37 protein-coding genes, 3 tRNA genes and 1 pseudogene are annotated in these 26,556 nt (G+C 30.5%); 4 read left to right on the forward strand and 37 right to left on the reverse strand.

Annotation, left to right across the window (positions count from 1 at the left end):
* Positions 1-6: 6 nt before the first annotated feature.
* The 9 genes from Q8852_RS03860 to Q8852_RS03900 form a co-directional block, all read right to left on the reverse strand.
* Complete coding sequence (locus Q8852_RS03860; RefSeq protein ID WP_305937867.1) at positions 7-1,014, reverse strand: NAD(P)H-dependent glycerol-3-phosphate dehydrogenase; 1,008 nt, start codon at positions 1,012-1,014, stop codon at positions 7-9.
* Positions 1,015-1,059: 45 nt separating this feature from the next.
* A tRNA-Trp gene (locus Q8852_RS03865) sits at positions 1,060-1,134 on the reverse strand.
* Positions 1,135-1,160: 26 nt separating this feature from the next.
* Positions 1,161-1,379: an acyl carrier protein gene (locus Q8852_RS03870; protein WP_305937868.1), complete on the reverse strand. Its 219-nt coding sequence runs from the start codon at positions 1,377-1,379 to the stop codon at positions 1,161-1,163.
* A gap of 13 nt (positions 1,380-1,392) precedes the next feature.
* Positions 1,393-1,836: an MHO_1590 family protein gene (locus Q8852_RS03875; RefSeq protein ID WP_305937869.1), complete on the reverse strand. Its 444-nt coding sequence runs from the start codon at positions 1,834-1,836 to the stop codon at positions 1,393-1,395.
* A complete protein-coding gene (locus Q8852_RS03880; RefSeq protein ID WP_305937870.1) occupies positions 1,808-3,058 on the reverse strand; it encodes an MHO_1580 family protein in 1,251 nt (416 codons plus the stop codon). Before Q8852_RS03880 ends, Q8852_RS03875 begins: the two co-directional genes overlap by 29 nt.
* Positions 3,051-3,578: an MG284/MPN403 family protein gene (locus Q8852_RS03885; RefSeq protein WP_305937871.1), complete on the reverse strand. Its 528-nt coding sequence runs from the start codon at positions 3,576-3,578 to the stop codon at positions 3,051-3,053. Before Q8852_RS03885 ends, Q8852_RS03880 begins: the two co-directional genes overlap by 8 nt.
* A gap of 102 nt (positions 3,579-3,680) precedes the next feature.
* Positions 3,681-5,126, reverse strand: a complete 1,446-nt coding sequence (gene proS, locus Q8852_RS03890) for a proline--tRNA ligase (RefSeq protein ID WP_305937872.1) — start codon at positions 5,124-5,126, stop codon at positions 3,681-3,683.
* Positions 5,127-5,203: 77 nt separating this feature from the next.
* Positions 5,204-5,278 (reverse strand) — tRNA-Gln (locus tag Q8852_RS03895).
* A 6-nt stretch (positions 5,279-5,284) separates the two neighbouring features.
* A tRNA-Tyr gene (locus tag Q8852_RS03900) sits at positions 5,285-5,368 on the reverse strand.
* A gap of 184 nt (positions 5,369-5,552) precedes the next feature.
* On the opposite strand from Q8852_RS03900, the gene Q8852_RS03905 reads away from it, so the two are divergent.
* Positions 5,553-5,948 (forward strand): hypothetical protein, encoded by a 396-nt coding sequence (locus tag Q8852_RS03905; RefSeq protein WP_305937873.1) that lies wholly within the window; start codon positions 5,553-5,555, stop codon positions 5,946-5,948.
* Positions 5,909-6,877, forward strand: a complete 969-nt coding sequence (locus Q8852_RS03910) for an IS30 family transposase (protein WP_305937874.1) — start codon at positions 5,909-5,911, stop codon at positions 6,875-6,877. Before Q8852_RS03905 ends, Q8852_RS03910 begins: the two co-directional genes overlap by 40 nt.
* Before the next feature lie 612 nt (positions 6,878-7,489).
* On the opposite strand, the gene rplO is transcribed toward Q8852_RS03910, so the two are convergent.
* The 22 genes and pseudogenes from rplO to Q8852_RS04020 form a co-directional block, all read right to left on the reverse strand.
* Positions 7,490-7,930: a 50S ribosomal protein L15 gene (gene rplO, locus Q8852_RS03915; protein ID WP_305937875.1), complete on the reverse strand. Its 441-nt coding sequence runs from the start codon at positions 7,928-7,930 to the stop codon at positions 7,490-7,492.
* Between the two features lies 1 nt (position 7,931).
* A complete protein-coding gene (gene rpsE, locus Q8852_RS03920) occupies positions 7,932-8,561 on the reverse strand; it encodes a 30S ribosomal protein S5 (protein ID WP_305937876.1) in 630 nt (209 codons plus the stop codon).
* Complete coding sequence (gene rplR, locus Q8852_RS03925) at positions 8,561-8,911, reverse strand: 50S ribosomal protein L18 (RefSeq protein ID WP_305937877.1); 351 nt, start codon at positions 8,909-8,911, stop codon at positions 8,561-8,563. Before rplR ends, rpsE begins: the two co-directional genes overlap by 1 nt.
* 24 nt (positions 8,912-8,935) lie before the next feature.
* A complete protein-coding gene (gene rplF, locus Q8852_RS03930; protein ID WP_305937878.1) occupies positions 8,936-9,475 on the reverse strand; it encodes a 50S ribosomal protein L6 in 540 nt (179 codons plus the stop codon).
* Positions 9,476-9,484: 9 nt separating this feature from the next.
* The gene (rpsH, locus tag Q8852_RS03935; protein ID WP_305937879.1) at positions 9,485-9,880 is read right to left on the reverse strand and encodes a 30S ribosomal protein S8; all 396 of its coding nucleotides are present in this window, start codon (positions 9,878-9,880) and stop codon (positions 9,485-9,487) included.
* A gap of 2 nt (positions 9,881-9,882) precedes the next feature.
* Entirely contained in the window at positions 9,883-10,068 is a 186-nt protein-coding gene (locus Q8852_RS03940) for a type Z 30S ribosomal protein S14 (protein WP_036452166.1), read from the reverse strand.
* The gene (gene rplE / locus Q8852_RS03945) at positions 10,068-10,613 is read right to left on the reverse strand and encodes a 50S ribosomal protein L5 (RefSeq protein WP_305937880.1); all 546 of its coding nucleotides are present in this window, start codon (positions 10,611-10,613) and stop codon (positions 10,068-10,070) included. Before rplE ends, Q8852_RS03940 begins: the two co-directional genes overlap by 1 nt.
* Position 10,614: 1 nt before the next feature.
* Entirely contained in the window at positions 10,615-10,947 is a 333-nt protein-coding gene (gene rplX, locus Q8852_RS03950) for a 50S ribosomal protein L24 (protein ID WP_305937881.1), read from the reverse strand.
* A gap of 18 nt (positions 10,948-10,965) precedes the next feature.
* A complete protein-coding gene (rplN, locus tag Q8852_RS03955) occupies positions 10,966-11,331 on the reverse strand; it encodes a 50S ribosomal protein L14 (RefSeq protein ID WP_305937882.1) in 366 nt (121 codons plus the stop codon).
* The gene (gene rpsQ, locus Q8852_RS03960; RefSeq protein WP_305937883.1) at positions 11,331-11,600 is read right to left on the reverse strand and encodes a 30S ribosomal protein S17; all 270 of its coding nucleotides are present in this window, start codon (positions 11,598-11,600) and stop codon (positions 11,331-11,333) included. The genes rplN and rpsQ overlap by 1 nt, the downstream gene beginning before the upstream one ends.
* 2 nt (positions 11,601-11,602) lie before the next feature.
* Positions 11,603-11,797 carry a 50S ribosomal protein L29 gene (gene rpmC, locus Q8852_RS03965; protein WP_305937884.1) on the reverse strand — a complete coding sequence of 65 codons (195 nt, stop codon included), beginning with the start codon at positions 11,795-11,797 and terminating at the stop codon, positions 11,603-11,605.
* Positions 11,797-12,216: a 50S ribosomal protein L16 gene (rplP, locus tag Q8852_RS03970; RefSeq protein ID WP_305937885.1), complete on the reverse strand. Its 420-nt coding sequence runs from the start codon at positions 12,214-12,216 to the stop codon at positions 11,797-11,799. Before rplP ends, rpmC begins: the two co-directional genes overlap by 1 nt.
* A complete protein-coding gene (gene rpsC / locus Q8852_RS03975; RefSeq protein WP_305937886.1) occupies positions 12,216-12,866 on the reverse strand; it encodes a 30S ribosomal protein S3 in 651 nt (216 codons plus the stop codon). The genes rplP and rpsC overlap by 1 nt, the downstream gene beginning before the upstream one ends.
* Before the next feature lies 1 nt (position 12,867).
* Positions 12,868-13,209, reverse strand: coding sequence for a 50S ribosomal protein L22 (rplV, locus tag Q8852_RS03980; RefSeq protein WP_369810256.1), 342 nt, complete (start codon positions 13,207-13,209; stop codon positions 12,868-12,870).
* Positions 13,209-13,487: a 30S ribosomal protein S19 gene (gene rpsS, locus Q8852_RS03985; protein WP_305937887.1), complete on the reverse strand. Its 279-nt coding sequence runs from the start codon at positions 13,485-13,487 to the stop codon at positions 13,209-13,211. The genes rplV and rpsS overlap by 1 nt, the downstream gene beginning before the upstream one ends.
* Entirely contained in the window at positions 13,487-14,332 is an 846-nt protein-coding gene (gene rplB / locus Q8852_RS03990; protein WP_305937888.1) for a 50S ribosomal protein L2, read from the reverse strand. The genes rpsS and rplB overlap by 1 nt, the downstream gene beginning before the upstream one ends.
* Positions 14,333-14,452: 120 nt before the next feature.
* Positions 14,453-14,926: a 50S ribosomal protein L23 gene (gene rplW, locus Q8852_RS03995; protein ID WP_305937889.1), complete on the reverse strand. Its 474-nt coding sequence runs from the start codon at positions 14,924-14,926 to the stop codon at positions 14,453-14,455.
* On the reverse strand, positions 14,926-15,651 hold the full coding sequence (rplD, locus tag Q8852_RS04000; protein ID WP_305937890.1) for a 50S ribosomal protein L4: 726 nt from the start codon (positions 15,649-15,651) through the stop codon (positions 14,926-14,928). The genes rplW and rplD overlap by 1 nt, the downstream gene beginning before the upstream one ends.
* Positions 15,652-15,785: 134 nt before the next feature.
* Positions 15,786-16,445 (reverse strand): annotated as a pseudogene (gene rplC, locus Q8852_RS04005) (50S ribosomal protein L3); the annotation flags it as partial.
* A 24-nt stretch (positions 16,446-16,469) separates the two neighbouring features.
* Positions 16,470-16,775 (reverse strand): 30S ribosomal protein S10, encoded by a 306-nt coding sequence (gene rpsJ / locus Q8852_RS04010; protein ID WP_305937892.1) that lies wholly within the window; start codon positions 16,773-16,775, stop codon positions 16,470-16,472.
* 205 nt (positions 16,776-16,980) lie between these two features.
* Positions 16,981-17,322 carry a thioredoxin family protein gene (locus Q8852_RS04015; RefSeq protein ID WP_305937893.1) on the reverse strand — a complete coding sequence of 114 codons (342 nt, stop codon included), beginning with the start codon at positions 17,320-17,322 and terminating at the stop codon, positions 16,981-16,983.
* A gap of 71 nt (positions 17,323-17,393) precedes the next feature.
* A complete protein-coding gene (locus tag Q8852_RS04020) occupies positions 17,394-19,046 on the reverse strand; it encodes a ribonuclease J (protein WP_305937894.1) in 1,653 nt (550 codons plus the stop codon).
* 214 nt (positions 19,047-19,260) lie between these two features.
* Here Q8852_RS04020 and Q8852_RS04025 point away from each other — a divergent pair, with 214 nt between their 5' ends.
* Together Q8852_RS04025 and Q8852_RS04030 are read left to right on the forward strand one after the other, a co-directional pair.
* On the forward strand, positions 19,261-19,440 hold the full coding sequence (locus Q8852_RS04025) for a hypothetical protein (protein ID WP_305937895.1): 180 nt from the start codon (positions 19,261-19,263) through the stop codon (positions 19,438-19,440).
* A gap of 326 nt (positions 19,441-19,766) precedes the next feature.
* A complete protein-coding gene (locus tag Q8852_RS04030) occupies positions 19,767-20,798 on the forward strand; it encodes a hypothetical protein (RefSeq protein WP_305937896.1) in 1,032 nt (343 codons plus the stop codon).
* A 135-nt stretch (positions 20,799-20,933) separates the two neighbouring features.
* Here Q8852_RS04030 and pyk read toward each other — a convergent pair whose 3' ends face one another.
* The 6 genes from pyk to rplQ all read right to left on the reverse strand — a co-directional run bounded on the left by pyk (position 20,934) and on the right by rplQ (position 26,556).
* Positions 20,934-22,367 carry a pyruvate kinase gene (gene pyk, locus Q8852_RS04035; protein ID WP_305937897.1) on the reverse strand — a complete coding sequence of 478 codons (1,434 nt, stop codon included), beginning with the start codon at positions 22,365-22,367 and terminating at the stop codon, positions 20,934-20,936.
* A 166-nt stretch (positions 22,368-22,533) separates the two neighbouring features.
* The gene (locus tag Q8852_RS04040; protein WP_305937898.1) at positions 22,534-23,775 is read right to left on the reverse strand and encodes an MAG1430 family protein; all 1,242 of its coding nucleotides are present in this window, start codon (positions 23,773-23,775) and stop codon (positions 22,534-22,536) included.
* On the reverse strand, positions 23,762-24,355 hold the full coding sequence (yihA, locus tag Q8852_RS04045) for a ribosome biogenesis GTP-binding protein YihA/YsxC (protein ID WP_305937899.1): 594 nt from the start codon (positions 24,353-24,355) through the stop codon (positions 23,762-23,764). The genes Q8852_RS04040 and yihA overlap by 14 nt, the downstream gene beginning before the upstream one ends.
* On the reverse strand, positions 24,348-24,776 hold the full coding sequence (gene coaD, locus Q8852_RS04050; RefSeq protein ID WP_305937900.1) for a pantetheine-phosphate adenylyltransferase: 429 nt from the start codon (positions 24,774-24,776) through the stop codon (positions 24,348-24,350). Before coaD ends, yihA begins: the two co-directional genes overlap by 8 nt.
* A complete protein-coding gene (locus Q8852_RS04055; RefSeq protein WP_305937901.1) occupies positions 24,766-25,959 on the reverse strand; it encodes an acetate/propionate family kinase in 1,194 nt (397 codons plus the stop codon). Before Q8852_RS04055 ends, coaD begins: the two co-directional genes overlap by 11 nt.
* 234 nt (positions 25,960-26,193) lie before the next feature.
* Positions 26,194-26,556 carry a 50S ribosomal protein L17 gene (rplQ, locus tag Q8852_RS04060; protein ID WP_305937902.1) on the reverse strand — a complete coding sequence of 121 codons (363 nt, stop codon included), beginning with the start codon at positions 26,554-26,556 and terminating at the stop codon, positions 26,194-26,196.

Genomic DNA, 26,556 nt, shown 5'->3' on the forward strand with positions numbered 1-26,556 from the left:
AATAATTTAATTTTGTTTAGCAACAAAGAAATCAATAATATTTTTTGGTTCTTTATGTTCAAATAAAATTGAAATTATATTGCTTAAAAATGGTACATCTGTAATATTATATTCCACTATTAATTTTTGCAAGGTTTTTGCTGTATCATAACCTTCTATTGTCCATTGTTGTTCATTTAAAGCGGCATCAATCCCCTTGTTAGCTATATTAGCTCCAAATGAGAAGTTTCTACTTGTTGGTGAAGAACAAGTTAAGAATATATCACCAAATGATGAGAAGTTATATCCAATAGTATTTTCCCCATCGGGATACATAGCTTTATAAACTCTAAATATCTCGCTAGTCCCTAATGTGAGTAATCCCGCATGGGAATTTTGTCCAGGATATAAAACTGAGGTAATACCTAAACCAATTGCAAGAACATTTTTAAATGCCGAGAAAAGCTCTGCTCCTTTAATTTGACTGTATGGTTTTACATAAAAATGTTTATTGTTAAAATATTGAGCTACTTCTTTATTGAATTCAATATTTGTACCAACTATATTAACCATTGTTAAATTGCCTTTAAAAACTTCAATAGCAAATGAAGGTCCCATAATTGATGAAAAATTATTAATTATGTTAGTAAAATTATCCTTTATGTATTGTGAGAAAAATTGTTTTGTGTTAGGTTCTAATCCTTTTGATAAATTTATTAAATCAATTTTTCTTCCGTTTGCTATTTTTGAAATTTCGCTCAATAAGCTTCCTACCGCTACTGATGGAACAGCTAAAACAGCTGTATCAACATCATCAAGAAATTCTCCTAAATTATTTGTTGCACGAATTAATTCTGGATTAGCAAACTGAATATCTCCAAAATATTTTGTGTTAAAGCCATTATTAATATCTGCTATTTCAGTTTCTGAAATACCATACATTAAAACTTTATGCCCGTTTTCTATTAATATGTTAGCAAGTGCTGAACCAAATGCCCCTGTGCCTAAGACACCAAATCTTCTATGTGTTTTCATTATAATAATATTTTACTTTAATTCTTAAAAAAAGGCATAAAAAAATGGCAGGAGTAGCAGGATTCGAACCCACAACACACGGGGTTGAAGCCCGTTGTTCTACCGTTGAACTATACTCCTAGCGCATAAGTATTATACACAAAAATTTAATTTGAAAAAATAGAAATTATATCCTTTACGGTTTTGACATCTCTTAATTGTTCATCAGAGATTTCAACACCAAATTTAGCTTCTGCCTCAAATAAAAGCTCAGCTAAATCTAAAGAATCAATTCCTATTTCTTTTATGTTATCATCTTCTGAAATATGTTTTCTTTTAGATAGTTTTTTTAATTCTTGAATAATTATTTCTTTTCTGTTTTCCATAAATATATTATAACTAATCTAATAATATTTCATAAGCTTTTTCATCTTTTTCATTTGTCTCACTGCTGATAAACATTAAGTTTAAAACAGCATGTTGTCTATTTAAAATATTGTAATCAAAATAAACTTTTCCATTAACTTGACGAATTCTTCGAATTATGTCTTTTATAATTTGTTTTATTAACTCTTCATCAATATATTTATTATTCATTTTGTCTTTTTTAACAAATTGTTCAAAATATCTAGTGTCTAACGGAGGAAAGACGCTTTTATATATTGTTCTATCTTTGTTTAGAACCGGTTTTGGTTTAACACTATCAATCGGTTTGGTTGCTTTTTGATTTGCTGCGAACTTTTTATATAAAAAATATCCTCCTGCTCCAATAGCTCCTGATGCACCGACAATTACAGCTAATAATGATAATGATTTAATTCATAAATTTGGATTTCTTTTCATCTTCTTCTAAAATAAAGTATTTTTCTAGATTAAATCCATCACTAAAAACTGCATTGATATCAGTGTTTAAATTAATAACAAACTTATAATTGTGGTTATTGTTCACTTTAATTTCTTTAATCTTTAATTTCTTATTGTAGACATTTTCATAAGCATTTGTTCCTTTTGTTTCATAATGCCTAATAATATCTAAATCAAAGTAATGTGAGGTTATATGATAAGAAGCAGTAAACTTATCATTGAATTTATAAGGTATTTTTATAGCTTGTGCTGAATAAGGAGAAGTGGTTTTTTGTATTTTATTTTGATTTTCATCAGTGTATAAAAATTCAGCAACTTTACCATAAAATTTAACACCACTGCTTTCGTAATCTGTTTTATCAATTAACAAATTATTTGATTCATCGTTATAAGTAATTAGCTCAATTTTATCTTGTAAAAAAGCATCAAGTAAAACATGTTCAAATTTAACAGGAATATATCCATTGAATGAAATTTCATCTCTGAATCTAGTTCGTTTAACATCGTTGTATTCATAAGCTGAAATTAAATCAGTATATGATTTTCTGTTAGTCAGATTATTTAATGTAAAGAAAATGTTATTGTAATACAATTCTTTTCAATAACTTTTATCCGTTTCAAAATTAAAATTATATGAAAAAGGGGTTTTAATATGCAGATTGTTAGAGAGAGGAGAGAGTTTTAATTTCTCTTTTTCAGCTTTTGAAAAAATTAATTGATATTCTTTGAGGAGTACTTCGCCTTGACCAGGAACATTTGTAGCGAATTTTATTACTATATCACTTAGTTTTTCAAAAGGTAATTTTAACGTTGTAAATGGAATTCTTTTAATATGTTTTCGATACTTTAAATTCGATTCAAAAGTTACAACTTCTTGTGAGTTTACAAACACATATGCTTTTATTGGGAGAATTTGACTTTTTAATTTTGTCCGAATTAATTTACCAATAACAGGAGTTAATATTGTATCTAAAACTATTTCAGGTAGTCCTAAATTGTATTTGTTTCTTTCATCAAATAATCAATCCTCAAAAGCAATAGTAATATCAGTCATACCATTACTTAATATTCTATCGACATTGATGCTAAACTTTGCTTTAAACTTATTTAATCAAGAATTATTGCTTAGTGTATTTACTTTAACTTTGCTTTCATTTACTACATAAGTGGTTTTATAATCGTTTATCGTGGTGCTAATCATCTATTATTTGAAATAACAATCTTCCAAATTCGTAGATGGCTGCTCTACGTTTTTTATAAAATGTAGTTTTTGAGAAAAATTCTTGATATCATTCTTTGTTTTTCTCAGATCTTTTTTCAATATAAATTTGATGAATTATTCAAGCATTTTCAACAGTCATAATTGACAAAATGTAATCAAATACATCAGGAGATTCTTTTAAACTTTTCTCAAATTCATCAATTTCAGCTTTAATTGATGGTTTTTTAGATACTAGATACTCAACTCATAATTTAGATAATTTAGTTTGCATTTTGAGCTTTTTGATTTCTTTAACACCAATCATACTTTTAATGATATTTGACATGTATTCAATAAAAAGTTTTTCAGTATCAAGAATTCATTGGCTTTTTTGGCTTAAAGCATCTATATCTTCTCTTAATCCGAGTTGTTTAATTTGATCTCATTCAGTTCTGTTTTCTTCTTGAGTTTCATCTTTTATGTATCTTTTATACATTTTCAATTTATCTATTCCTTTCATTTCTCCTCATTATATATATGGATTTTTTGAAGAAAAAACAAAAAAATTTTTTAAAAAAAATTCAAGTTTCTAAATTTGAGCAATTTAAAAACTTGAAATTTATTAATAAGCTTTTGCAAAAACTACATAACGATTAGTTTCGTTATCACAATCATCTATGAAACAAGGGATGTTCTTATTTGGTTTAGAAAATGACATTGGGATGCATCTTGCAGTTGCTCCAGTTTCTTCTTTAATTTTCTTTTCAGCTTCTGCACCACAGCAGAATGGTACAATTACAAATTTATTTTGAGCTATTTCTGTTTTGAAATCTGCATAATTGTAAGCATATACCTTATTGTGCATTAATCTGTATTCAGCAGTTTCATATAAATTATCATGAATTAAGCTTAAGAATTCTGGAACACGTTTTTTAACATCTTCGATTTTAACTAAAGTTTTTTCTAATGTATCACGACGTACGAATGTAACCATGTCTTGTTCAAGGTCTCTTGGACCGATTTCGATTCTAAGTGGAACACCTTGAATTTCTGAATTAGAAGCTTTGTAACCTGGGTTTTTATCACTATTGTCTACCCGTACTCTATATTTACGAAGTGCTTTTTGCAATTCAGCAGATACTTGTGCAACTCTTGGATCTTTATTTGCAAATAATTCTAAAATATCCACTTGAATTGGAGCTACATAAGGTGGAATAATAATACCTCTATTATCTCCATGAGTCATGATTATAGCACCAATTAAACGTGTTGTCACACCCCAAGAAGTTTGGTAAGCGTATTCAAATTCATTGTTTTCATTTTTAAAAACAATATCAAATGGTTTTGAGAAGTTTTGTGCTAAATAATGACTTGTTCCAGCCTGTAAAGCTTGACCATCTTTCATCATTGCTTCAATTGTTCAAGTAGTACATGCACCAGCGAATTTTTCATTTGGTGTTTTTTTACCAATAATTGTTGGGATTGCAAGATATTTCTTTAAGAATTTAGCATATAGTTTAATCATTTCTTTAGTTAACGCTCTAGCTTCTTTTGGGTCTGAATGAACTGTGTGTCCTTCTTGTCATAAGAATTCACGTGATCTTAAAAATGGACGAGTAGTTTTTTCCCATCTAATTACACTAACTCATTGATTGTAAATTAAAGGTAAGTCTTTGTATGAGTTAATTGAGTTTTTATATAAATGAGCAAAAAGTACTTCTGAAGTAGGACGAATGTATAATGGTTCATCTAATTCTTTATCCCCAACTTTTGTAACAGTTGCAAGTTCAGGATTAAATCCTTCAATGTGTTCTTTTTCTTTATTAAATAATGAAGAAGGGATAAGTAAAGGTAAATTTACATTCTTTACTCCTTTTTCTTTGAATGCTTCATTTAATCCTTCTTGAATTAATTCTCAAATACCATAAGCATTTGGAAGCAAAATCATTGTCCCTTTAGTTGGCCCATACATCATTAATTTTCCGTTTTGCACAACATCTGTGTATCATTGTGAGAAATCTTGTTCTAATGGTGTAATTTTTTCTAATTTTCTATCTGTATTTTTCATAATTAGCTATATTATAAAACAAAAAGGCAATTTTTTGTTAAATTTTTGCATAAAAAAACACCTTTTTCAAGGTGATATGGCTGCCCCAGTTAGATTCGAACTAACGCATCGCGGAACCAAAACCCGCTGCCTTACCGCTTGGCTATGGGGCAAAATAATGGTGGGGGGAGAGGGATTCGAACCCCCGAATCCTAAGAAAGTGGGTTACAGCCACCCGCATTTGGCCGCTTTGCTATCCCCCCATTATTTTTTGCTTTTATATTATATAGTATATTTCTAAATTTCATAATAATTTTTTTGTAAAAATAAAAAGCAAAATTAAAACATCGGTTTCCTACTAATTAGTAAGATTCCGATGTTTTTTCGTCTCCTTAATGTAAAATAAGTGTGTAAATTCAAAAATACTAAAGGAGGCACTATTATTATATGCTATCAAACGCAAAACATTACCAAAATAATTTAATTTGTTTGAAATTTAGAGCTAAATCTAGAAATTCAAAATACTCAACTGAATTTACAACTCGTTATAGTCATTACGTCTTAAGACCGTATTTAGATAAATCAAAACTTAAGATGTTAAATACTAAAATTCAAAATATCAAACAGTATTCACCTAGAGAATTTACAATAGAAAAAATGAAAGATTTGTTCAATAAATTAAAAGATGAATGAAGTCTTTTAGAGATTTCAAGACAAATGTCTTGTGATATTAAAACCATTAGGGAACAAATTGAAAAAGCATCTGAGGAGTATAAAGTCCAAACATCATTATTCTGCAAAATTTGCAAAAGACATGTTGGTGCTTTTCGTACCTTTCAATAAACGAATGAACCAAATCAAAAATCTATACAAGAGAAAATACCTTGGATGGAAAAAGAATAACATCATTAGAAAAATGAAAACCATTACACAAATTTACGCAAGATTGAATTTCCAAACATAAAGAATATAGAAGTTTAACAACAGCCGAAAAGAAAAGACTAACAAGCGAACAACTTGTTTATTATAGAAAAACTTCGTTGCAAAAAATATTAGATAAGTTTGAGGATTATGTAAAAGAAAATAATCTACAAAATGTTTTTATTCCTACCGTACAGGGCTTTTATGAATATATCGACAGATATTATGTTGATTTTGAATATAAAATACTTACTTTAAAAAGAAAGTATGGAATCGCAAAAAGCAGACTAAAGAAACCTAAAAAAGCAAAAATTAAATCTAAATTAAAATTTGCAAAAAGTGTTCACGAGCGTTCAGAAAAAATAAATATAAGAGAAGAATTTGGACACTATGAAATAGATACTGTTCAGTTCAAAAAGACAAGTAAATATTGCTTAGTTACATTGCTAGAAAGAAAAACTAGAATGTTATTTGCGATGTATTCTAAAAGAGATGCAGTCTCCGTCAGATTAGCGCTTGAAAAGCTGATATGCAAATATAGCTTGAAAATTCTAACTTTAACAATGGACAATGGTTTAGAAAATTCTGAACTTCATAAAGTAAAATCCATAAAAGAATTTTATGTATGTGACCCTTATTCTTCATGACAAAAAGGAAGTTTAGAAAACGCACATAAAGAGATTAGAAAGATTATTCCAAAAGGTTATGAACCACAGTTTATTTGTGAAAATTTCATATTTGAATTAATTGATTCAATTAATAAAGATAAACGAAATTATTACTTTGAAAATAGTCAATATCCAGTTAGAATTTCACCATTTGAATTATTTAAAAATTACACAAAAATTTAAAAAATTGGCTCAAAAAATAAGCCGAAACGACCCTGTCGTGTATTTTAACATACCCATTTTTTAAAAACTTGATAAAATTTAAAAAGAATTTTCACATTTTATGAAATTACACATTAAGTAGAAAGCCAATCTTTTAATTAATCGTAAAAATAAAAAAGTGTGAAATAACCTGTATTTTGTCACCCCTGCTAATAACCTGTATTTTGTCACCCCCCATGAATTTTCATTTATTTTTTTTAATTAAATGTAATAAAAAATCAGACTTAATAGAATTTCAATTAAAAATGAATAAATTTTGCTTTAAAAAGTTGAAATCAATAAGAAATAAAGCGTTATTTAATTTTTTTTTAAAAAATCCTCATCAAAAGTAAAAATGTCATTTAAACATACCAAAATAATATGCTAATAAAGGGAACAATTTAATATATAGCAGAATATAAAAGTATGAATTCAATGCAAAATATCAATATATTTTAGAGATTATTAAAGATTTTTTAAAGGTTATGAATTATGAAAAGAGTGACAAAATACAGGTTATTCTACACTAAATTTCATAATAATTTTTTTGTAAAAATAAAAAAGCCAAGCTTTCGCTTGACTCTGAAATGATTATTATAATTCGTGAATTGTTCCACCAACTTTTTCGAATGCTTCTTTAGCTGAAGCTGAAGCTTTGTGAACGTAAATTGTTAATTTTTTAGTAATTTCACCGTTTCCTAATAATTTAACAGGCATTTGTCTTTTGATTAAGTTTGAATCGAATAATGCTTCTAGAGTAACTGTATCACCGTCGTTAAATTTGTTTTCTAAATCTGAAAGGTTGATAACTTGGTATTCAATGTGGTTAACGTTGTTAAATCCACGTTTTCCAATTCTACGGAATCAAGGAGTTTGTCCCCCTTCGAATCCTAATCTGTGTCCCTTACGTTTGTTTTGTCCTGATTGTCCTTTACCAGCTTGTTTACCTTTTCCGGCAGCGTGTCCTCTACCTTTACGGTGTTTTTCTGGTCTTGAACCATCAGCAAATTTTAAGTTATTTAATTTGATAGCCATATTATTGTAAATCCTTTACATTTTTATCTCTAATTTCAGCAATTTCTTCAACTGTTCTTAAGTTTTCTAAAGCTTTAACTGTAGCTTTAACTACGTTAGCTTTTGAACGTGAACCGTATGTTTTAGTAACGATATCTGTGTATCCTGCAAGCTCTACTACAGCACGAACTGTACCTGAAGCGATAAGTCCTTTTCCTTTAGGAGCTGGTTTTAATAAAACATTTGAAGCTAAGAATTTTGCTTTAATTTCGTGAGGGATTGTACCGTTAACAACTGGTACTGAAACAAGGTTGTTTTGAGCATCTTTGATAGCTTTTCTAATTGCATCTGGAACTTCGTTTGCTTTTCCGTGTCCATATCCAACTAAACCTTTTTTGTTTCCTACAACTACGAAAGCTGAAAAGCTGAATCTTCTTCCACCTTTAACAACTTTTGTAACACGAGCAATATCAACTACTTTTTCTGTAAATTCAGATTCAAATTTTTGAGCACGTGGTTTTCTAGCACCTGCATTACGACGTGGACGTTGTTGTTCTGAACCTTCTGAAGTTTTTCTTGGAGCTCTAACTTTTTTAGCTACAACTTCTTGTGTTCCAGAAACTTCTTTTTTAACTTCTTTATTGTTTTCCATTAGAATTTAACTCCTTGTTCTCTAACTGCATCTGCGAAAGCTTTTACTCTACCGTGGTATAAGTATCCACCACGATCGAATACAACTTCTTTGATTCCTGCTTTAACCATTTCTTGACCGAATTTCTTACCTAATTCTGCGGCAGCAGCAACATTACCAGCGTATACACCTTTTTGTAAAGTTGTAGCTGAAAGTAATGTAACACCTTTTGTGTCATCGATAACTTGAGCGTAAAAGTTTTGGTGTGATTTGAACACATTTAAACGTGGTTTAGCAGCTGTACCACTGATGTGTTGACGTAAACGTACATGTTTAACTTTTCTAGCTGCGTTTCTTGATTTTGCTTTCATATTTTTCACCTAACAACTTCTAGATTATTTAGAAGCTGTTTTCCCTTCTTTACGTCTAATTTTTTCGCCTTTGTAAGAAATACCTTTACCTGAGTAAACATTAGGTTTTCTAATTCCTCTAACAACAGCAGCAAATTGCCCAACAACTTCTTTATTGTTTCCGAATACAGAAATTTCTGTTGGTTTAGCAACTGTAACTTTTAATTCAGCAGGAACTGTTTTTGTAACTGGGTGTGAGTAACCAGCATTAACAATTAATTGATCACCTCTTAATTCAGCTTTGTATCCAACCCCTTTAATTTCAAGGTCGATTTGGAATCCTTCAGAAACCCCTTTAATCATGTTTGCGATTAAAGCGTTTGTTGTTCCGTGTAATTGTTTTGTGTGTTTTTCTTCATTTGCACGTACAGTTGTAACTAAGTTACCTTCTACGTTAACTGTGATTAATGGACTAAAAACTCTTTCTAATGTTCCGTTTTTACCTGAAACTGTTACTTTGTTTCCATCTACTGTTACTGTTGTACCAGCAGGAACTGTGATAACACGATTTCCAACACGTGACATATAAACTACCTATCAAATGTAAGCGATAACTTCACCACCTACATTTTCCTTTCTAGCTTCTTTTCCTGTCATAAGTCCTTTTGATGTAGAAATAATAACTGTACCAAATCCTGAAATAACACTTGGAATTTCTTCAGCTTTAACATAAACTCTAAGACCTGGTTTTGAAACTCTCTTGAAGTCAACGATAGCTGATTTATTTTTCTTGTATTTTAATGTAACAAGGATGTTTTTATCAACACCTTCACCTTCAACACTATATGATGCAATGTACCCTTCATCTAAAATAAGCTTAACAATAGCTTCTTTTTGTTTTGAGTAAGGAATTGTAACTGTTTTATGTTTTCTTGTGTTAGCGTTCTTAATACGAACAACTAAATCTGCAATTGGATCTGTAATAAACATAATTATCAACTCGCTTTCTTCATACCTGGAATCTTACCTTCGTGAGCAAGATTTCTAAAACAGATACGACATACTTTATATTTTCTTAATACTGAGTGTGGACGTCCACATAATTCACAACGTGTGTAAGCACGTGTAGAGAATTTAGGTTGACGTTTTGCTTTCTCGATTAATGCTTTTCTAGCCATTATTTAGCTCCTTTTTTGTCAAATGGTACACCAATGCTTTCAAGTAATGTTTTAGCTTCTGCATCAGTTTTTGCGCTTGTTACAATAATAACATCAAGTCCTTTAATTCTACGGATTTTGTCAAATTCGATTTCTGGGAAGATGATTTCTTCTTTAATTCCTAAGTTGTAGTTTCCTCTTCCATCGAAAGCTTTAGGGTTAGCTCCACGGAAGTCACGAATACGAGGCATTGCTACGTTGATTAATTTGTCTAAGAAATCTCACATTCTTTCTCTACGAAGTGTAACTTTTCCACCCATAGGCATTCCTTCACGTAATTTTCATGAAGCGTTTGATTTCTTAGCTGTTGTTTGATATGGTTTTTGTGATGAAATTAATGTTAATTCATTTAAAACTTCTTCGATTGCTTTTGAGTTATTGATTTCTTTACCAGCAGTCATGTTTAATACTACTTTTTCAATTCTTGGAACTTCCATTGTTGATTTGTAATTGTATTTTTCTTTTAAAGCAGGAACTGCTTTTTCTAAATAAACGTCTTTAAGCATATTAGATTTCCTTTCCTGTCTTTCTTGCTACTCTTACTTTGTTTCCTTTAGCATCAACTTTGTATCCAATTTTTGAAGATTGAGCAGGTTTGTCTTTAGTTGCTTTTTTAATTAATAATTGCACGTTTGAAACATGAATTGGAGCTTCTTTTTCTGTAATTGAACCGTCTTGGTTTTGTTGTGAAGGTTTGTTGTGTTTTTTAATAAAGTTTAATCCTTTAACGATAACTTTATTTTCTTTGTGTAATACTTTTTCAATTGTTCCTGTTTGACCTTTTTCTTTACCAGCAATAACGATTACTTCGTCATTTTTTCTAAGTTTAATTTTGTTCATAATTTAATTTCCTTAATCCTATAAAACTTCTGGTGCAAGTGAAACAATTTTAGGGAATTTTTCACGGATTTCACGTGCAACTGGTCCGAATACACGAGTACCACGTGGAGTTAAGTCCTCTTTAAGTAATACAACAGCGTTATCATCAAAACGGATGTATGAACCGTTATCACGGTGAATTCCGTATGATGTTCTAACAACAACAGCTTTAACCACTTGACCTTCTTTTACCATTCCGTTAGGAATAGCTTTTTTAACTGAACATACAATAATATCACCAATATTTGCTACTTTTTTCTTTGATCCACCTAAGATACGGATAACTCCGATTTCTTTAGCACCTGAGTTATCAGCAACGTTTGCTCTTGATAATTCTTGAATCATTAGTTTTGTCCTTCTGCAGCTTGTTGTTTAACTTCAACTAGTCTGAAGTGTTTTGTTCTTGAAAGTGGTCTTGTTTCCATGATTAAAACAACATCTCCTAATTGAGCAACTTGATTTTCATCGTGAACTGCGAATCTTTTTGTTGATTTGTAACGTTTTGAGTATAATGGGTGAGTTTTGTATGTATCAACTGCAACAATAATTGTTTTAGCTGATTTACCAGCAGAAACAACTGTACCAACAAGTGTTTTTCTTGTGTTTCTTTCCATAATTATTTAGCTCCTTTTTTTTCGTTTAAAGCTGTAAGAGCTTTAGCGATGTCTTTTCTAATAAGTGCAATTTTGTGTGTTTCTTTTAAATCACCTGTAACATTTCTGTATCTTAAAGTAAATAATTCTGCCTTAAGTTGAGCTACTAATTCTTGTAATTCTTCAACTGATTTTTCTTTTAATTCTTTGTAAAGCATTATTTATCTCCTTCTCTTTTAACAATTCTTCATTTAACAGGTAATTTGTGACCAGCTAAACGTAAAGCATCACGTGCTACGTCTTCTGGAACTCCAGCAACTTCAAACATCATTGTGTCTACTTTAACTGCTGTATATCATAATTCAGGTGTACCTTTACCTGATCCCATACGAACACCAATAGGTTTAGATGTTTTTGCAAAGTGTGGGAAGATACGGATAATAACTTGTCCTTCACGTCCCATTCTACGTGTAGCAGCGATACGAGCTGATTCGATTTGACGAGCTGTAACTCATGCTGAAGTTGTAGCTTGTAATCCGAATTCTCCAAATGCTACTGTGTTACCTTTAGTAGCTCTACGTTTGTCGTGTTTTACTAAGAAAGGTTTTCTATATTTTGTTCTTTTTGGTTGAAGCATTATTTATCTCCTTCCAAAATTTCACCTAATGATACTCATACTTTAACACCAATAGCACCGTATGTTGTTCTAGCTGTAGCTGTAGCATAGTCAACATTTTGTCTTAATGTGTGTAATTTCATTTCACCTTCAGAATATCCTTCTGTACGAGCCATATCTACTCCGTTAAGACGACCACTAACAGCCGTCTTAATTCCTTTTGCTCCAGCACGCATCGCACCTCTAATAGCGATTTTTTGTGCTGAACGGAAACTTTCACGGTTTTCTAATTTTGTAGCAATCATTTCTGCAAGTAATTTTGCATTTAAATCAGGGTTTTTAAGTTCAACAACTTGAATGTTTACATTTAAGTTCTTGTTTTTTAAGTATTTTGTTAATTTAACTGTTAATTCTTGAACATTTTTTCCTTCTGTTCCAAGAATTGCTGCTGGTTTAGCTGTGTGAAGAATAACTGTAACTTTATTATCTTTGTTACGTTTAACTTCAACTTTTCCGATTTGGTATTGACGTACTAATTTATCAAAGAATTTGTAGATTTTAGCATCTTCAACTAAATATGATCCAAAGTTGTTTTTATCTGCAAATCATGTTGAGTTATGTGCTTTTGTAACACCATAACGGAACCCATTAGGATTAACTTTTTGTCCCATATTAATTTCTCTCCTCTAATACTACTGATAAATTTGATGTACGTTTTAAGATTGAGTAAGCACGTCCTTGACTTCTTGGTTGGAATCTCTTAAGAGTAGGACCTTCATTTACATAAACTTCTTTTACATATAATTTAGTTGCATCCATACCGTGGTTGTGTGTAGCGTTTGCAACTGCTGATTCTAATAACTTGATAAAAATAGGAGCTGATTTTTTGTTTACATTGTGTAGAAGTCCTAAAGCTGTTGTAACATCTTTTCCCCTGAAAAGGTTTGCTACTAATTTAGCTTTAGAAACGCTAACTCTTTGTAATTTAACGTGTGCTTTTGCTTGTTGAGCCATTATTTCTTCTTACCTTTGTCTGCACCGTGTCCTGAGAATGTTCTAGTTGGTGCGAATTCTCCTAATTTGTGTCCTACCATATCATCTGTTACATAAACTTCGATGAATTGTTTACCGTTGTGTACAGCAAATGTTAATCCAACAAAGTCTGGGAAGATTGTAGAACGTCTTGATCAAGTTTTAATTGGTTTTTTTGGTGCTTTCCCTTGAACTACAGCATCAACTTTGTTAAGTAAATGTGCGTCAGCGAATGGACCTTTTTTAAGACTACGAGCCATTATTTAGAATCCTTTCTTCTTCTTAAAATAAGTTTATTTGAAGATTTCTTAGTTTTTCTTGTTTTAACTCCAAGAGCTTTTTTACCTCAAGGTGTAAGTGGAGCTTTACGTCCAACTGGTTGCTTACCTTCCCCTCCACCATGTGGGTGGTCTACAGGGTTCATTACTGATCCACGTACTGTAGGTCTAATACCTTTGTGTCTGTTGATTCCAGCTTTACCAACATTAACAAGTAAGTGTTCTTCGTTTCCTACAACACCAATTGTTGCACGACAACGAGCTAAGATACGACGTGTTTCACCTGATTTTAATCTTAACACTACGTATTTACCATCATCGTCTTTACCTAAGATTTGAGCTGAAGTTCCTGCTGAACGAGCAATAACTCCACCACCTCCAGGTTGCATTTCAATGTTGTGTACGAATGTACCTTCAGGAATGTTAGCTAATGGTAAAGCGTTCCCTACCATGATGTCAGCTTCAGGTCCTGAAACTACGATTTGTCCTAATTTAATACCTTTAGGAGCAAGGATGTATCTTTTTTCTCCATCTGCATATGCTAATAAACAAATGTTTGCTGATCTGTTTGGATCGTATTCAATTGTTTTAACAACAGCAGGGATGTTATCTTTATTACGTTTAAAGTCTACAATTCTGTAGAATCTTTTAACACGCCCTCCGTGATGTCTAACAGTAATCTTACCTTGGTTGTTACGTCCAGCGTTATTTCTTAAATTCACTAAAAGTGATTTTTCTGGAGCGTGACCTGATAAGTTTGCTCTGTAATCAAGAGAAGACATGTTTCTACGACCATTTGTCGTTGGCTTATAATGTTTAATCGCCATTTGTGTCTTTTCTCCTTTTGCTTAAAAATAGTTGGGGGTCTTTCTTTTAAGCAAGTTTTTTACCCCATTAATTAAATATAAATATAAATTAAATTGTTCCGTAAGTTCATCGGAGTATTATTATTCTCCACCAACTTTACGTTTTGTAGTAGGTTTTTTAGCTACTGTTTTTGTAACTTTTGTTGCTGTTGCTTTTTTAGCAGCAAGTTTTGCAGCTGCTTTCTTTTCAACATCAGCGCTTTTTGCAGCTTTAGCTGCTTTAGCTTCTTCTTTTGCTTGTGTTTCTTCAGCAACTACTTGTGCTTCTTCTTCATCACCTGGAACATAGTTAAGATCTTGTCCTGGTTTTAAAGTAACCATAGCTTTTTTGTAACGGTTTGTAAATCCGTGGAATCTTCCAACGTTTTTAGGTTTTTTATCAACTTTGATTGTTCTAACTGATTCTACTTTAACCCCGAAAATTGTTTCGATAGCTTCTGCGATTTGGTGTTTGTTAGCTTTGTAATCTACTTTGAAAGTGTAAACTCCTTGTGCTCTTTGAATGTCTGATTTTTCAGTTAACACAGGGGCAATAATAACTCTTGTTAATTCCATTATTTAACTTTCCCTTCTAATAGTTTTAAGCTTTCGTTTGAAATAACCATAACATCAGCTCCGATAATTCTTTCAACAGTTAATGAGTTAGCTTTTGATAAAACAACGTTTGGAATGTTTTTAGCTGATTTGAAAACTGTTTCGTTTTCTGTAACTACTAATACATTTTTAAAGTTATTAACTTTTAATTCAGCAAGTTTAGCAGCCATTGCTTTTGTTGAGATTGTATCTAATGCTAAATCATCAACAATAACAGCATTATCTTTAGCTAATAATGTTAATGCTGAAACAAATGCAGCAAGTTTAACTTTTCTGTTAACTTTTAATGAGTAGTTTCTGTTTGGTGTAGGACCAAATGCTCTACCACCACCAACGAATACTGGTGTACGTAATGAGCTTGTTCTAGCACGTCCTGTACCTTTTTGTCTTCATGGTTTTTTACCTGAACCAGAAACTTCAGCACGGTTCTTAACTTTGTGTGTTCCTTGTCTTCTTGAAGCTCTTTCTGAAAGAATAGAGTCAAAAATTGCTTGTTCGTAGATTTTTTCGCTTGCAAATAATTTTGCAGGTAATGTAGCTTTGAATGATGTTTTAGCAGCGTTTTTGTCTTTAACTACTGTAACTTTTGCTGATTTAGGTGCTGTTGCTTTAGCAGCAGTCTTTTTAGGAGCAGCTTTTTTAGCTGGTGCTTTAGTTGTTGTTGATTTTTTAACTGTTTCAGCCATAACTATTTATCTCCTTTTTCTTCAGCTTCTTTAATTAATTCAGCTAATTCACTTGAATTCATTCCAACTGTAACTTCAATGTTGAATTTTTTAGCTTTTTCGATTAATTCATTCATTAACATTACTTCTTCGATGTCAACAAGTTTAACTTCTTCACGTGATGGAAGACCTTTAACAGCTTCTTTAACTACTACGAATGATTTTTTAGGACCTGGAATTGATCCTTTGATTAAAATTAAATTGTTTTTAACATCAACTTTAACAACTTCTAAGTTTTGAACTGTTGTTTTAACATGTCCAAGGTGTCCAGGCATTGTCATACCTTTGTAAACTCTGTTACCTGAGATATCCCCAAGTGATCCAGTTTGTCTTACAGGTTGTGAACCTCCACCTCCACCGTGTGATTTAGGTCCAATGTGTTGATTGTGTCTTTTAATTGTTCCGGCGAATCCTTTTCCTTTTGATGTTCCTGTAACATCTACTAATTCACCTGATTTGAATATGTCAGCTTTAACTTCACTTCCAAGTTCGTATCCTGACATATCACGAACTTCTTTAACGAAGCGCTTAGGTGCTGTATTAGCTTTAGCAAAGTGACCTTTTTCAGGTTTTGTAGCACGGTTTTCTTTTTTATCGAAAACTGCAAGTTGTGTAGCTACATAACCGTTTTTGTCAGCTGTTAAAACTTTAGATACAACATTTGGTTGTACTTCTATTACAGTAACAGGTACGCTTTGTCCTGATTCTGTAAAAATTTGAGTCATACCAACTTTACGTCCTAAGATTCCTTTCATGTTTCTCCTTAAATGGTATTAAATTTATTTAACTTTAACTTGAATATCCACACCAGCTGGTAATTCAAGTCTATTTAATTTATCTTGTGTTTCAGCAGAAGGATCGGTAATTACAACTAATCTTTGGTGTGTTCTGCTTTCGAATTGTTCACGAGATTTTTTGTTAACGTGAACAGATCTTAAAATAGTAACTTCATCTCTTTTTGTAGGAAGAGGAATTGGTCCACTAACTTTTTTAGAACCTTCTTTAGCTACTGCAAAGATTTTTTTAGCAGCTTGGTCTACTAAAGCGTGGTCAAATCCTTTAACCTTGATATTTAGTTTACTCATAAGCGTTGTCTCCTTTTGTTCTTTTGAACAATAGCTCCTTTTAAAAAACCTGATTCGTCCTCGACAACAATAATCTTGGCGAGTCAGCAACCTTTAAAAATCATAGCTATAGTTGCTTTTCTATTATAAAGAAAAAATAAATAAACGGAAGTACTTTTTTCCGTTTATTTTTTTAACAACTGCTCTCGGTGTATCATGGTGGATTTTATGACAATTTTTTACTAATTCAACTGTCTAAAATTTGGGTAGGAATGTACTCATATCCTCTTTCTAAAATTTCATTTCCTTGTAATAAAATCATTGTTGGAACTTTTAAAACTTTTCATTTTGAATCAGGTTCTCTAAATAATTTAGCTTCCTCAGCATCTACATTAATAAAGCTAATTTTATCATTTCCAGCATATTGAGCTGCAACTGATTCAACTATTGGTTTCATCATTTTGCAATCTCCGCACCAATTAGTTGTGAAATTAAGAAAAATTAAATGATCCTTTGGATTAGCATTAATTACTTCTTGTGCGGCTTTTCAAGTCATTTTCTTAAACATTTTTTCTCCTTTATTTTCTTATATTTGTCTTATTATAGCAAAAAAGCTATCTAGAACAGATAGCTAAATTTTTATACTGTTGTGAGTGTTAAAGCAATCATTGGATCTTTGTCTTTTAATTTAAAAATCTTTTTACGAATAGTTTTTCTAATTTTTTCATTTACTTCACGCATTGAAGTAAATGTTTTAGTTTTAAGAATTTCTAAAATAATATCCATAATTAATTTATCAGTTTCTTCCACTTCACTTTCATCAATTACACCAATGTAATTAATGTGTAATTGTCCTAAAATCTTTTTAGTTTTTGGTGAGTATAACCCATTGATAATAATTACACCTTCACGCCCAAGTGCTTCACGTTCAGCTATAACTTCAGCCGAAATATCGCCAACACCAAATCCATCAATAATAGTAGTTCCTACTTCTTTAACTTTACCATTGTGGCTAAAAAGTTTATCGTTTTGGAAGTGCGCTATTTTCCCATTTAAAAGCACAATACTATCTGGTTGATGTTTTTTACCTAACTCGCTAGCAATATATTCGCTTGAGCCTACAAGATAACGGTATAACCCTTGTGTTGGAATAAAGTATCTAGGATTAAGTTCTTTAACTAAATTACATAAATCTTGTTTTGTTGGTCTAATGTAGAAATAATCATTATCTAAAACTTCAAAAATATTTGGAGTTATTTTAGCAACCATATCCATCATTTCAGCATAATTAGATTCAAGTCCATTAACTGGTGGAGCCATTAATACTACTGTGTCTTGAGGTTGTAATTTTAAGTAAACATCATTGTTATTTACAATTCTTACAAATCTATTATAAAGACGTTCTGTTGATGCAGTTACTAAGATAACAGCGTTTGGATGCTTATTAATAGATTTGTAATCTACTATTTCAGGTAATTGAATTTTGTCTGATAATTTTGAGATTAAATATAATAAATCAGCATATGTTTTTCCATATGGAATAATTGGACGGTTATATTTTCTAGCTAGTGTAATAACTTCTTGGATCGCAACCATCTCTTCACCATAAGCTCCAACTATAATACGATTATTTGCATCTGTAGCATTAAAAGCTTGTTCTAAAGTTACATTAGTTTTGTATTTATCAATCGCTCTTCCTACAACATTACTTTTCCCAGCATCAGTTACTAAAGCAATGATTTTGTGATTTGCAAAATACTGTGCTAAAGCTTTAAAACTTGTTTTACCATAAATACCTAAGTCGCCCTCCACGTAGTTAAACATGAAAATATAGTCACCTTCAGGTGTTGAAAAATTAAACCCAGTATTTCCAGGCATTGAGCCAGTTAAAGCAAATGGAATTACATCTAAAGAACCAATTTTGGTTTTTCCTCTTAAAGTATTTACACGGTAGCTTTTTTGATCAATTCCATATTTTGAGATTCTTTCGAGCACCATTACACGGTTAAATGATGATGTATAAATTTGTAAATTAGGAATCTTCATCAATAATCATGGTAAAGCTGAAAATGATTCATTCTTAATATCAGTGATAAAAACACCTTTAATACGGTCTTTGTATTTAATTAAATAACTGAAATCAGGAATTAAAGTATCAACTCCATTATTTGATTCAATCGGAACTTTTACACCTGTATTTATGATGTAAATATCATTGTTATGTTCTAAAACATAACAGTTTTTTCCGTTTTCATCTTGCCCTCCTAGAGCAAAAATATTAACATTTTGCATAAGTTTCTCCTATGTATTATTATTTGTAAATGTGAAAAATTAATATCTTATATTAATTAAGCTAATTATACACTAAAAGCTTAAAGCCGCCTGAATATTTAGCAACAATCTGACAATTGTGAAATATACTTGATTTTGTCACCTCGTCAAATATCGTTGATTTTGTCACCTTTGCTAGTAATTGTTTAAATTAGTTTTTAATAAAATTTAATACATGAAACTAAAAATTGATATTAAAACTAATAAACAACTAACTAATTTCGAAAGAAAACGTAAAACAAACTTTGAAATAATATCTTCAAACCTTGATAAACCTACTAAGACTTTTGCTATAATGACCGGTTTAAATGAAAGAAGTGTTATTAGATATAAAAAGATATTTTGTCAGCTTTAAAAAATAAAAATCTTGAATTAGTAATATCTCATAAAAATAAATCGAATGGTAGACAGAAAGTCATAAGTGATTAAGAAATTTTGCAAATCTACAAAAATTATTTAAAAATCTCTGAAACGATAATAAATGTCAAAAAACTACTAATCAAATTTCTGTTAAAGAATTCTGAGATTCATTCCTAGATGATTTGTATAAGAATAAAATTTCATATTGCAACTTGATTAAAAGATTTAATAGATTAGGATTAAAAACTATTCATACTACAAAAGAGGAAGAAAAATACAACGAGATTACAAAAAGCGTCTAACTCAGAAGTCACTTTATTATTGAAAAATGTTGAAAATAAAATAAAGCAAAACAAAATAGAAAGACAAGTCTTAAATCTGAATAAAAACTTATTATTTGGTGAGGTTATAGAAATAGATGCGCAGTGCGAACCTTACCTCATAAATCATGAACCAATTTATCTCTATCATGCAATTGATGCTGCAACAGGAATACTATTAGCTGTTTGATACGAAAAACAAGAAACAACATTAGGTTATCAAAGGCTTTTGGAAATAGTTTTCAAGAACTATGGATATCCAAAATTTATTTATACAGATAAAAGAAGAACATTTTGAGGATCTGAAAATACTCAAACTGCTTTTGAGAAAATTTTAAATTCAAAAGGAATTAGAGTAATATCTTCAAGTAATCCAAAACACAAACCTCATGTTGAAAGATCATTTAGAACAGCTTTAGATAAATATCCAATCTTTATTTATGAAAATCACTTATCCACTCTAAAAGATTTACAACTTAATGTGGATGGTTTTAAAAAATACTATAACAACAAACTAAAGAGACTTTTGAATAAGAAATCTGTTTTCAATAAAGAAGGAACTTTGAAAGAAAATTGAAGAGTTGATATTGAAATTGATAGAAAAATATTAAATGGAGTTGTTAGGTTTCAAGGTAAAAATTATGCAGCTTTTGATGAACTAGGCAAAAGAATAATTTTTTCGATTGGCTCAAATGTTGTGCTGGTTTATTCATCTGATGAGAATATTTATTTTAAGTACGGTAGCAAAAAATATTATGCAAAAGAACCGACAGGAAAATATTTAACTCCTACTGAAATATGAGCACTAGAAAAGGGATTAGATATATCAATACCAGCTGTAGAAAAAATAGCTAAGTTATACAGAAATAGCAATTCATTTTTTAATACAATCGACAAATACATAAATAAGATGTCTGCTTTATTATCAGAATTTTCTCATGATGATTTTGAAATAAAAAAGACAATGCGTGAACTCTTTCAGGAACTTAAAGCATTGTCTCAAAATGTAAAAAACGATATTTACGATGAATAAATATCGTTTTTATTTTATTACATTTTATGTTTTTATAAAGTGACAAAATCAAAGCTATTCTACACTTAAAGCCGCCTGAATATTTAGCAACAATCTGACAATAAAAAATGTCTACTGGGTAGACATTTTTGACAATTATTTAACAACGTGTTCTGTAATTACATCGTTTTCAACAACTAAGAATAAATCACCTTTTTGAATTCCGTATGGTTCTAATGCTGTAACAGCGTTTTCGTGATCTTTCTTAATTAATGGGAATAATGCTTCTGAATCAACAGAAGTTCAAACACTTGAGTATGAACCAAATGCGTTTACAAGTAATGGGTCGTTTACAACACCAATAATTGTTGAGTTTGGTCTGAATTTTGCAACTTCTTTAAGTAATGTACCTGTTCTTGAAAGAGTAACAACAAATTTGTATTTTCCATCTTTTGTTTTTTCAGCAATTTTGTAAGCGATTTGTGAACGTTTGTTTGATTGATCTGAGTTAGCTCATACTTTTTCAAGTTGAATGTCGTAATAGTTTCTTGCGTAGAATTCTTTTTCGGCTCTTCTTGAGATAGCTGACATTGTTTTAACAGCTTCAAGTGGGAATAATCCGTTTGCAGATTCTCCTGAAAGCATTGTAGAGTCAGCACCTAATTCAACTGCATAGTAAACGTCTGTTACTTCAGCACGTGTTGGGTGTGGTGCATTTTCCATTGAGTCTAACATTTGTGTAGCAACGATAACTGGTTTACCTGCTTCACGACATTTTCTGATCATCATTTTTTCATAGTAAGGAACGTCGTAGTAAGGGATTTCTAATCCTAAATCTCCACGAGCAACCATGATACCATCTGATGCTTCAATAATTTCATCAATATTTACACAACCTAAGTGTGATTCAATTTTTGAGAAAATTTGAATGTGGCTTCCACCGTTTTCGTCAAGTAATTTTCTTAATTCTTTAACGTTACGTGCTGAGTTAACGAATGATGCAGCAACATAGTTAATTCCGCTTTCGATTCCGAATTTAACGTCGTTGATATCTTTTTCAGCTAAGAATGGAAGTGAGAAGTCAACACCTGGTAAGTTAACACGTTTGTTTGTCTTTAATTTGTGTGTGTTTTCAGCTTTAACTTTTACGTATCCTTTTCCAACTTCAGTAACAACTGTAGATAATTTACCATCATCGATTAAAACTTGGTTTCCAACTACTAAATCTTGAGCCATATCGTAAGCTACTGAGATTTCTGTAGATGTACCTTCTAAGTTTTGGTATTTATCAGCTGTTGTGTGGATTAATACTTCAGAACCTGATTGTACTACTTGAGCACCATCTTTCATTTTTCCGATACGGATTTCTGGTCCTTTTGTATCTAACATTAATGAAACTGGGATTCTAAGTTCTTGTGAAACTCTTTTTCCTAATTTGAATTTGTTTAATTGTTCTTCGTGTGAACCGTGGCTAAAGTTAGCTCTAATTGTTGTTACACCATTTTCAACAAGTGAAAGTAACATATCGTAGTTATCACTTGAAGGACCGATTGTAGCAACTAATTTAGTTCTTTTATCAGTAATTTTCATAATACTCCTATAAGTAATTTTTTATATATGTATTTTATCACTTAATAGCCAATTTTAATAATTTAATTTTTTACAAGCTTAATTATTTTTTTACTTAATTTCAATAGATATTTTTAGGTGAAATTAAAAACAAAAAAGCCTAAAAATAGGCTTTAAAAGTTTTTTATTAATTATTTGTATCACTTGCAGCTTCACTTGGATTAGGTTGAGAGTTTTCATTAGAATCGGCTTTATTTTCATTATCATCTTTTGAGAATAAATTGTTAAATTCCTCTTTTGACACATCTGATTTATTAGGGAAGTAAGGTGCTTTATTTTCTAATAAATCTAAATCATCAGGATTGTATTTAGCATCTAAAACTTGATATCCATATTGATAAGAAATAATTACAGAATTATCCCCAAAAATTAATTCTAAAGCGTCTCATTTAACAGCAGTCATATCTCCAGTGTTAAATGTGAAATATCTCTTAAATCAAGCTTGTAAATTTTTAGATCTTAGTTTTAAAGTTGAATTAAGGTTGTCTGCAAGTTCTTTTTGATAAGAAGCCTTAAATTCATCAAGTGATTTAAAATCTTTTAAGATTTCATCCTTTTTAATTCCAATTGTTAAAACATTATTAGCGGCATATGGATTATATTCAGTTATCTTTTTAAATCCACCTAAAGAATAAACCTTAACAATTCCGTTTTCTTTAATTTGCTTTCTAGTTGCTTCATAAACTTTAGCTTTAATTTCATCTAAGCTTAAATTTACAACTTGTTGTTTGGTTGTAGTTTCATTTGTAGTTGCAGACTGATTGTTTGTGTTAGTTTCTACTTTAATTGTTCTAGTTAAAGAAATACCTAACTTTTCAGCTTTTTGTTTTCACTCTTCCTGTGACATTTTTTCATATTTTGATTTAATTTCTTGCATTTTAAAGTTAAGTAATTTATCAATTGCAGGATAAGTAACTTTTAAGTATAAAATACCTTCAAAATCGTTTGCATAAGATTGATACTTAATTTGTTTCATTTCACTTGCATTAAAAATTGCTTCAAGCGGTTTACCATGGTTGTATAAGTAAAAATCTTTTGAAAATTCGGCATCTTTAACATTTTCTTGAGTTAATAATTCTTTAATGGTTAATTCAGCATTTCAAGCATCTGAATCTCATTTTTTAGAACTAATTGACTGTAATGGTTTAGTCGCATATATAGATGCTAATACTCCTTTTTTTTCTTTATTCGAAGCTAATTGTGTAGCATCTAAAGCAGCAGTTTTTTCAAGAGAATATTCAGAAAGTTGTTGTAATTCATTTGCTTTATTTTTAAGCTTCGCAACAGATATAGAAGTTGCTATAATTCCACCTAAAGCAAAACCACCAACTACTGTATAAGTAAATAATAATCATTTATTTTTCTTCATAATTTTCTCCTGATAATGTGTCGTTAATGTCATTAACTAATTCATTAATTCCAATATTACTTAAACTTGAAACAATAAAATATTGAAAAGGTCCATAGATATTACGTGAAGCTTGAATGCTTTTAAGTAATTTATGTCTCTCTGATTGTTTCAATTTATCAGCTTTAGTGAAAACAATTTTAAACTTAATATTATTGCGTAAAAGGAAGTTTAAGGGTTCAACATCTGTTTTAATAATTCCATGTCTAGCATCAATTAAAACATAAACGCAATTAAGGTTACTACGTTGCAAAATATATTCATCAATCATTTGATTCATTCGGATTATTTCACTGTTAGAAATACGAGCATATCCATAACCAGGTAAATCAACAAAGACTGCTCCATGTTCGTTTTGGAAAAAGTTTAATAATTGTGTTCTACCAGGTGTTTTAGAAACCTTAGCAAGTTTTTTGTTTTCCACAATTGAATTAATTAAAGAACTTTTTCCTACATTAGAACGGCCTCAAAAAGCAATTTCTTGGTAAGGGTGTTCGTATCAATTTTCTTTTTTAGAGGCTGATTTAACAAATTTAAACATTATATTTTTCCTTTTGTCTGATTAATCTAGATTGATATGAAATATTAGAGCAATCTGGTAGTATTAAAACTGTTTCTAGCTCATTATTTAATTCTTTATTACCACAAGCAAGTTGCAGTTCATAATTAAAATCAACATCATTTCTTGCACTACGGAGTAGTCATTTTATACCTTTATCTCTAGCATATTGTGCTGTGAGTTGATTTTGGTTCATGTCAACATGAATATTAGGTTCATTCGCATACAATTGTTTAATATAAGCATAATTTTCCTGCATGCTAGATAAATTATCCTTTTCTGGGTTATAAGTAACCACTATATAAATCTCGTCAAATAATTTTAATCCTTTTTGCACTATACTTTGGTGTCCAAGGTGAAATGGATTAAAACTACCAGCAAATAAAGCTATTTTATTTTGCATAAATTTCGATTGCATTTCTTGCAATAACTAATTCTTCATTAGTTCTAATTACATAAACAGGAACTTCAGAATCTGGTGTAGAAATTAATTGATATTCACCAATGTTTCCTGTGTTTTTGCTTTCGTCTAATTTAATGTTTTTGAAGAATAATTTATCAATAACTTTTTGTCTAATTAAAGCAACATTTTCCCCAATTCCAGCTGTGAAAACGATTGCATCAGGGTTTCCACCAATTTTGTTTGCATATACTGCTGTAAAGTCAGCAATTTTTTGTGCATATAAATCAAGTGCAAATTCAGCATCTTTATTTCCAGCTTTAACTGCAGCTGTAATATCACGCATATCACTTGAAACTGTAGAAACCCCAAGTAATCCGCTCTTCTTGTTTAAAGTGTTGGTAAATTCTTCAATACTCATTCCAGTATGATTCATAACGAATTCATGGATTGAAGGATCAATATCCCCGCTTCTTGTTCCCATCATAATTCCAGCTAATGGTGTAAGTCCCATTGAAGTATCAAATGATTTAGAATCTTTAATTGCACATAAACTTCCACCGTTTCCTAAGTGTAAGTTAACAAATGTAACTGTTTTTTTACCTAAGATTTCTGCAAGTTTTTCAGCGATGTATTGGTGTGAAATTCCGTGAGCTCCATAACGTTTAATTTTGTATTTATCACTTAATTCTTTTGGAATTGCATAAGTTGAGTTTACTTTATCAATTGTTGTGTGGTAAGCTGTATCAAAATCTGCGCTTAATTTTGCATGTGGAAATACGTGTCTAAATCCTAAAATTGCTTGTACAGCTCCTGGGTTATGTAATGGTGCATACATTGAACATTCATCAATTAAAGCAATTTCTTTATCTGTAACTTTTGTGGTTTTGTCAAAGTATGTTCCACCTTGCACAATTCTAAAACCAATGTTTTCGATTTCATCTGGATTAGAAATTAAATTGATTTGTTTCATTAATTTGTAAAGTTCATTAACAGCAACTTCGTGTGAAGGCATTGCTACTATTTCTTCAAATTTTTCTCCATTGTATTTTAATGAGATATTTCCTTCTGGAAGGGTAATTCTTTCTGCAATACCGCTAGCAATTAATTCTAAAGTTTCTTTATCAAATAAACTTAATTTAATTGAACTAGATCCAGCATTGATTACTAATACTTTTTTGTTCATAAGTGTCTCCTTGTTGTTATGAATTCTGCTTTTAAATGTGGTTATTTTGCTTAAATAATCCACAAATTTATATATGTTTTAATTTTACTAAACTGTTGCTAAAATATATCAAATTTCTTAACTTTATTAGTAATTTTTGTTGTTAAATAAATATTCTTAATTATATCATTTTAAATATAAAAAACATTCGCCTTATTATCCGACGAATGTAGTGCGTGTAATTAAAATATCAAATTAAACTAATTCAATAATAGCCATACGTGTTGAATCACCTTGACGACGAGGTAATTTAATAATTCTTGTGTATCCACCGTTTCTTTCTGCATATTTAGGTGCAATATCATCAAATAAGTATTTTAATACTTCTTTTCCGTCTTTTGTTTTGATTGGACGTAAGTATCCTGCAACAGCTCTTCTGTTTGCTAATGTAGGATTTTTAGCCTTTTGAATCATTCTTTCTGCGTGTCTTCTAACTTCTTTAGCTCTTGGTAATGTTGTTACAATTCTTCCGTTTACATATAATTCGCTCACTAATGAACGCATTACACCGTTTCTTCATTTTGTATCACGTGAATAAATTTGAGTTGGATTAGCCAT

The sequence above is a fragment of the Mycoplasma seminis genome (assembly GCF_030718845.1).
Classification (GTDB): Bacteria; Bacillota_I; Bacilli_A; order Mycoplasmatales; family Metamycoplasmataceae; genus Mycoplasmopsis; species Mycoplasmopsis seminis.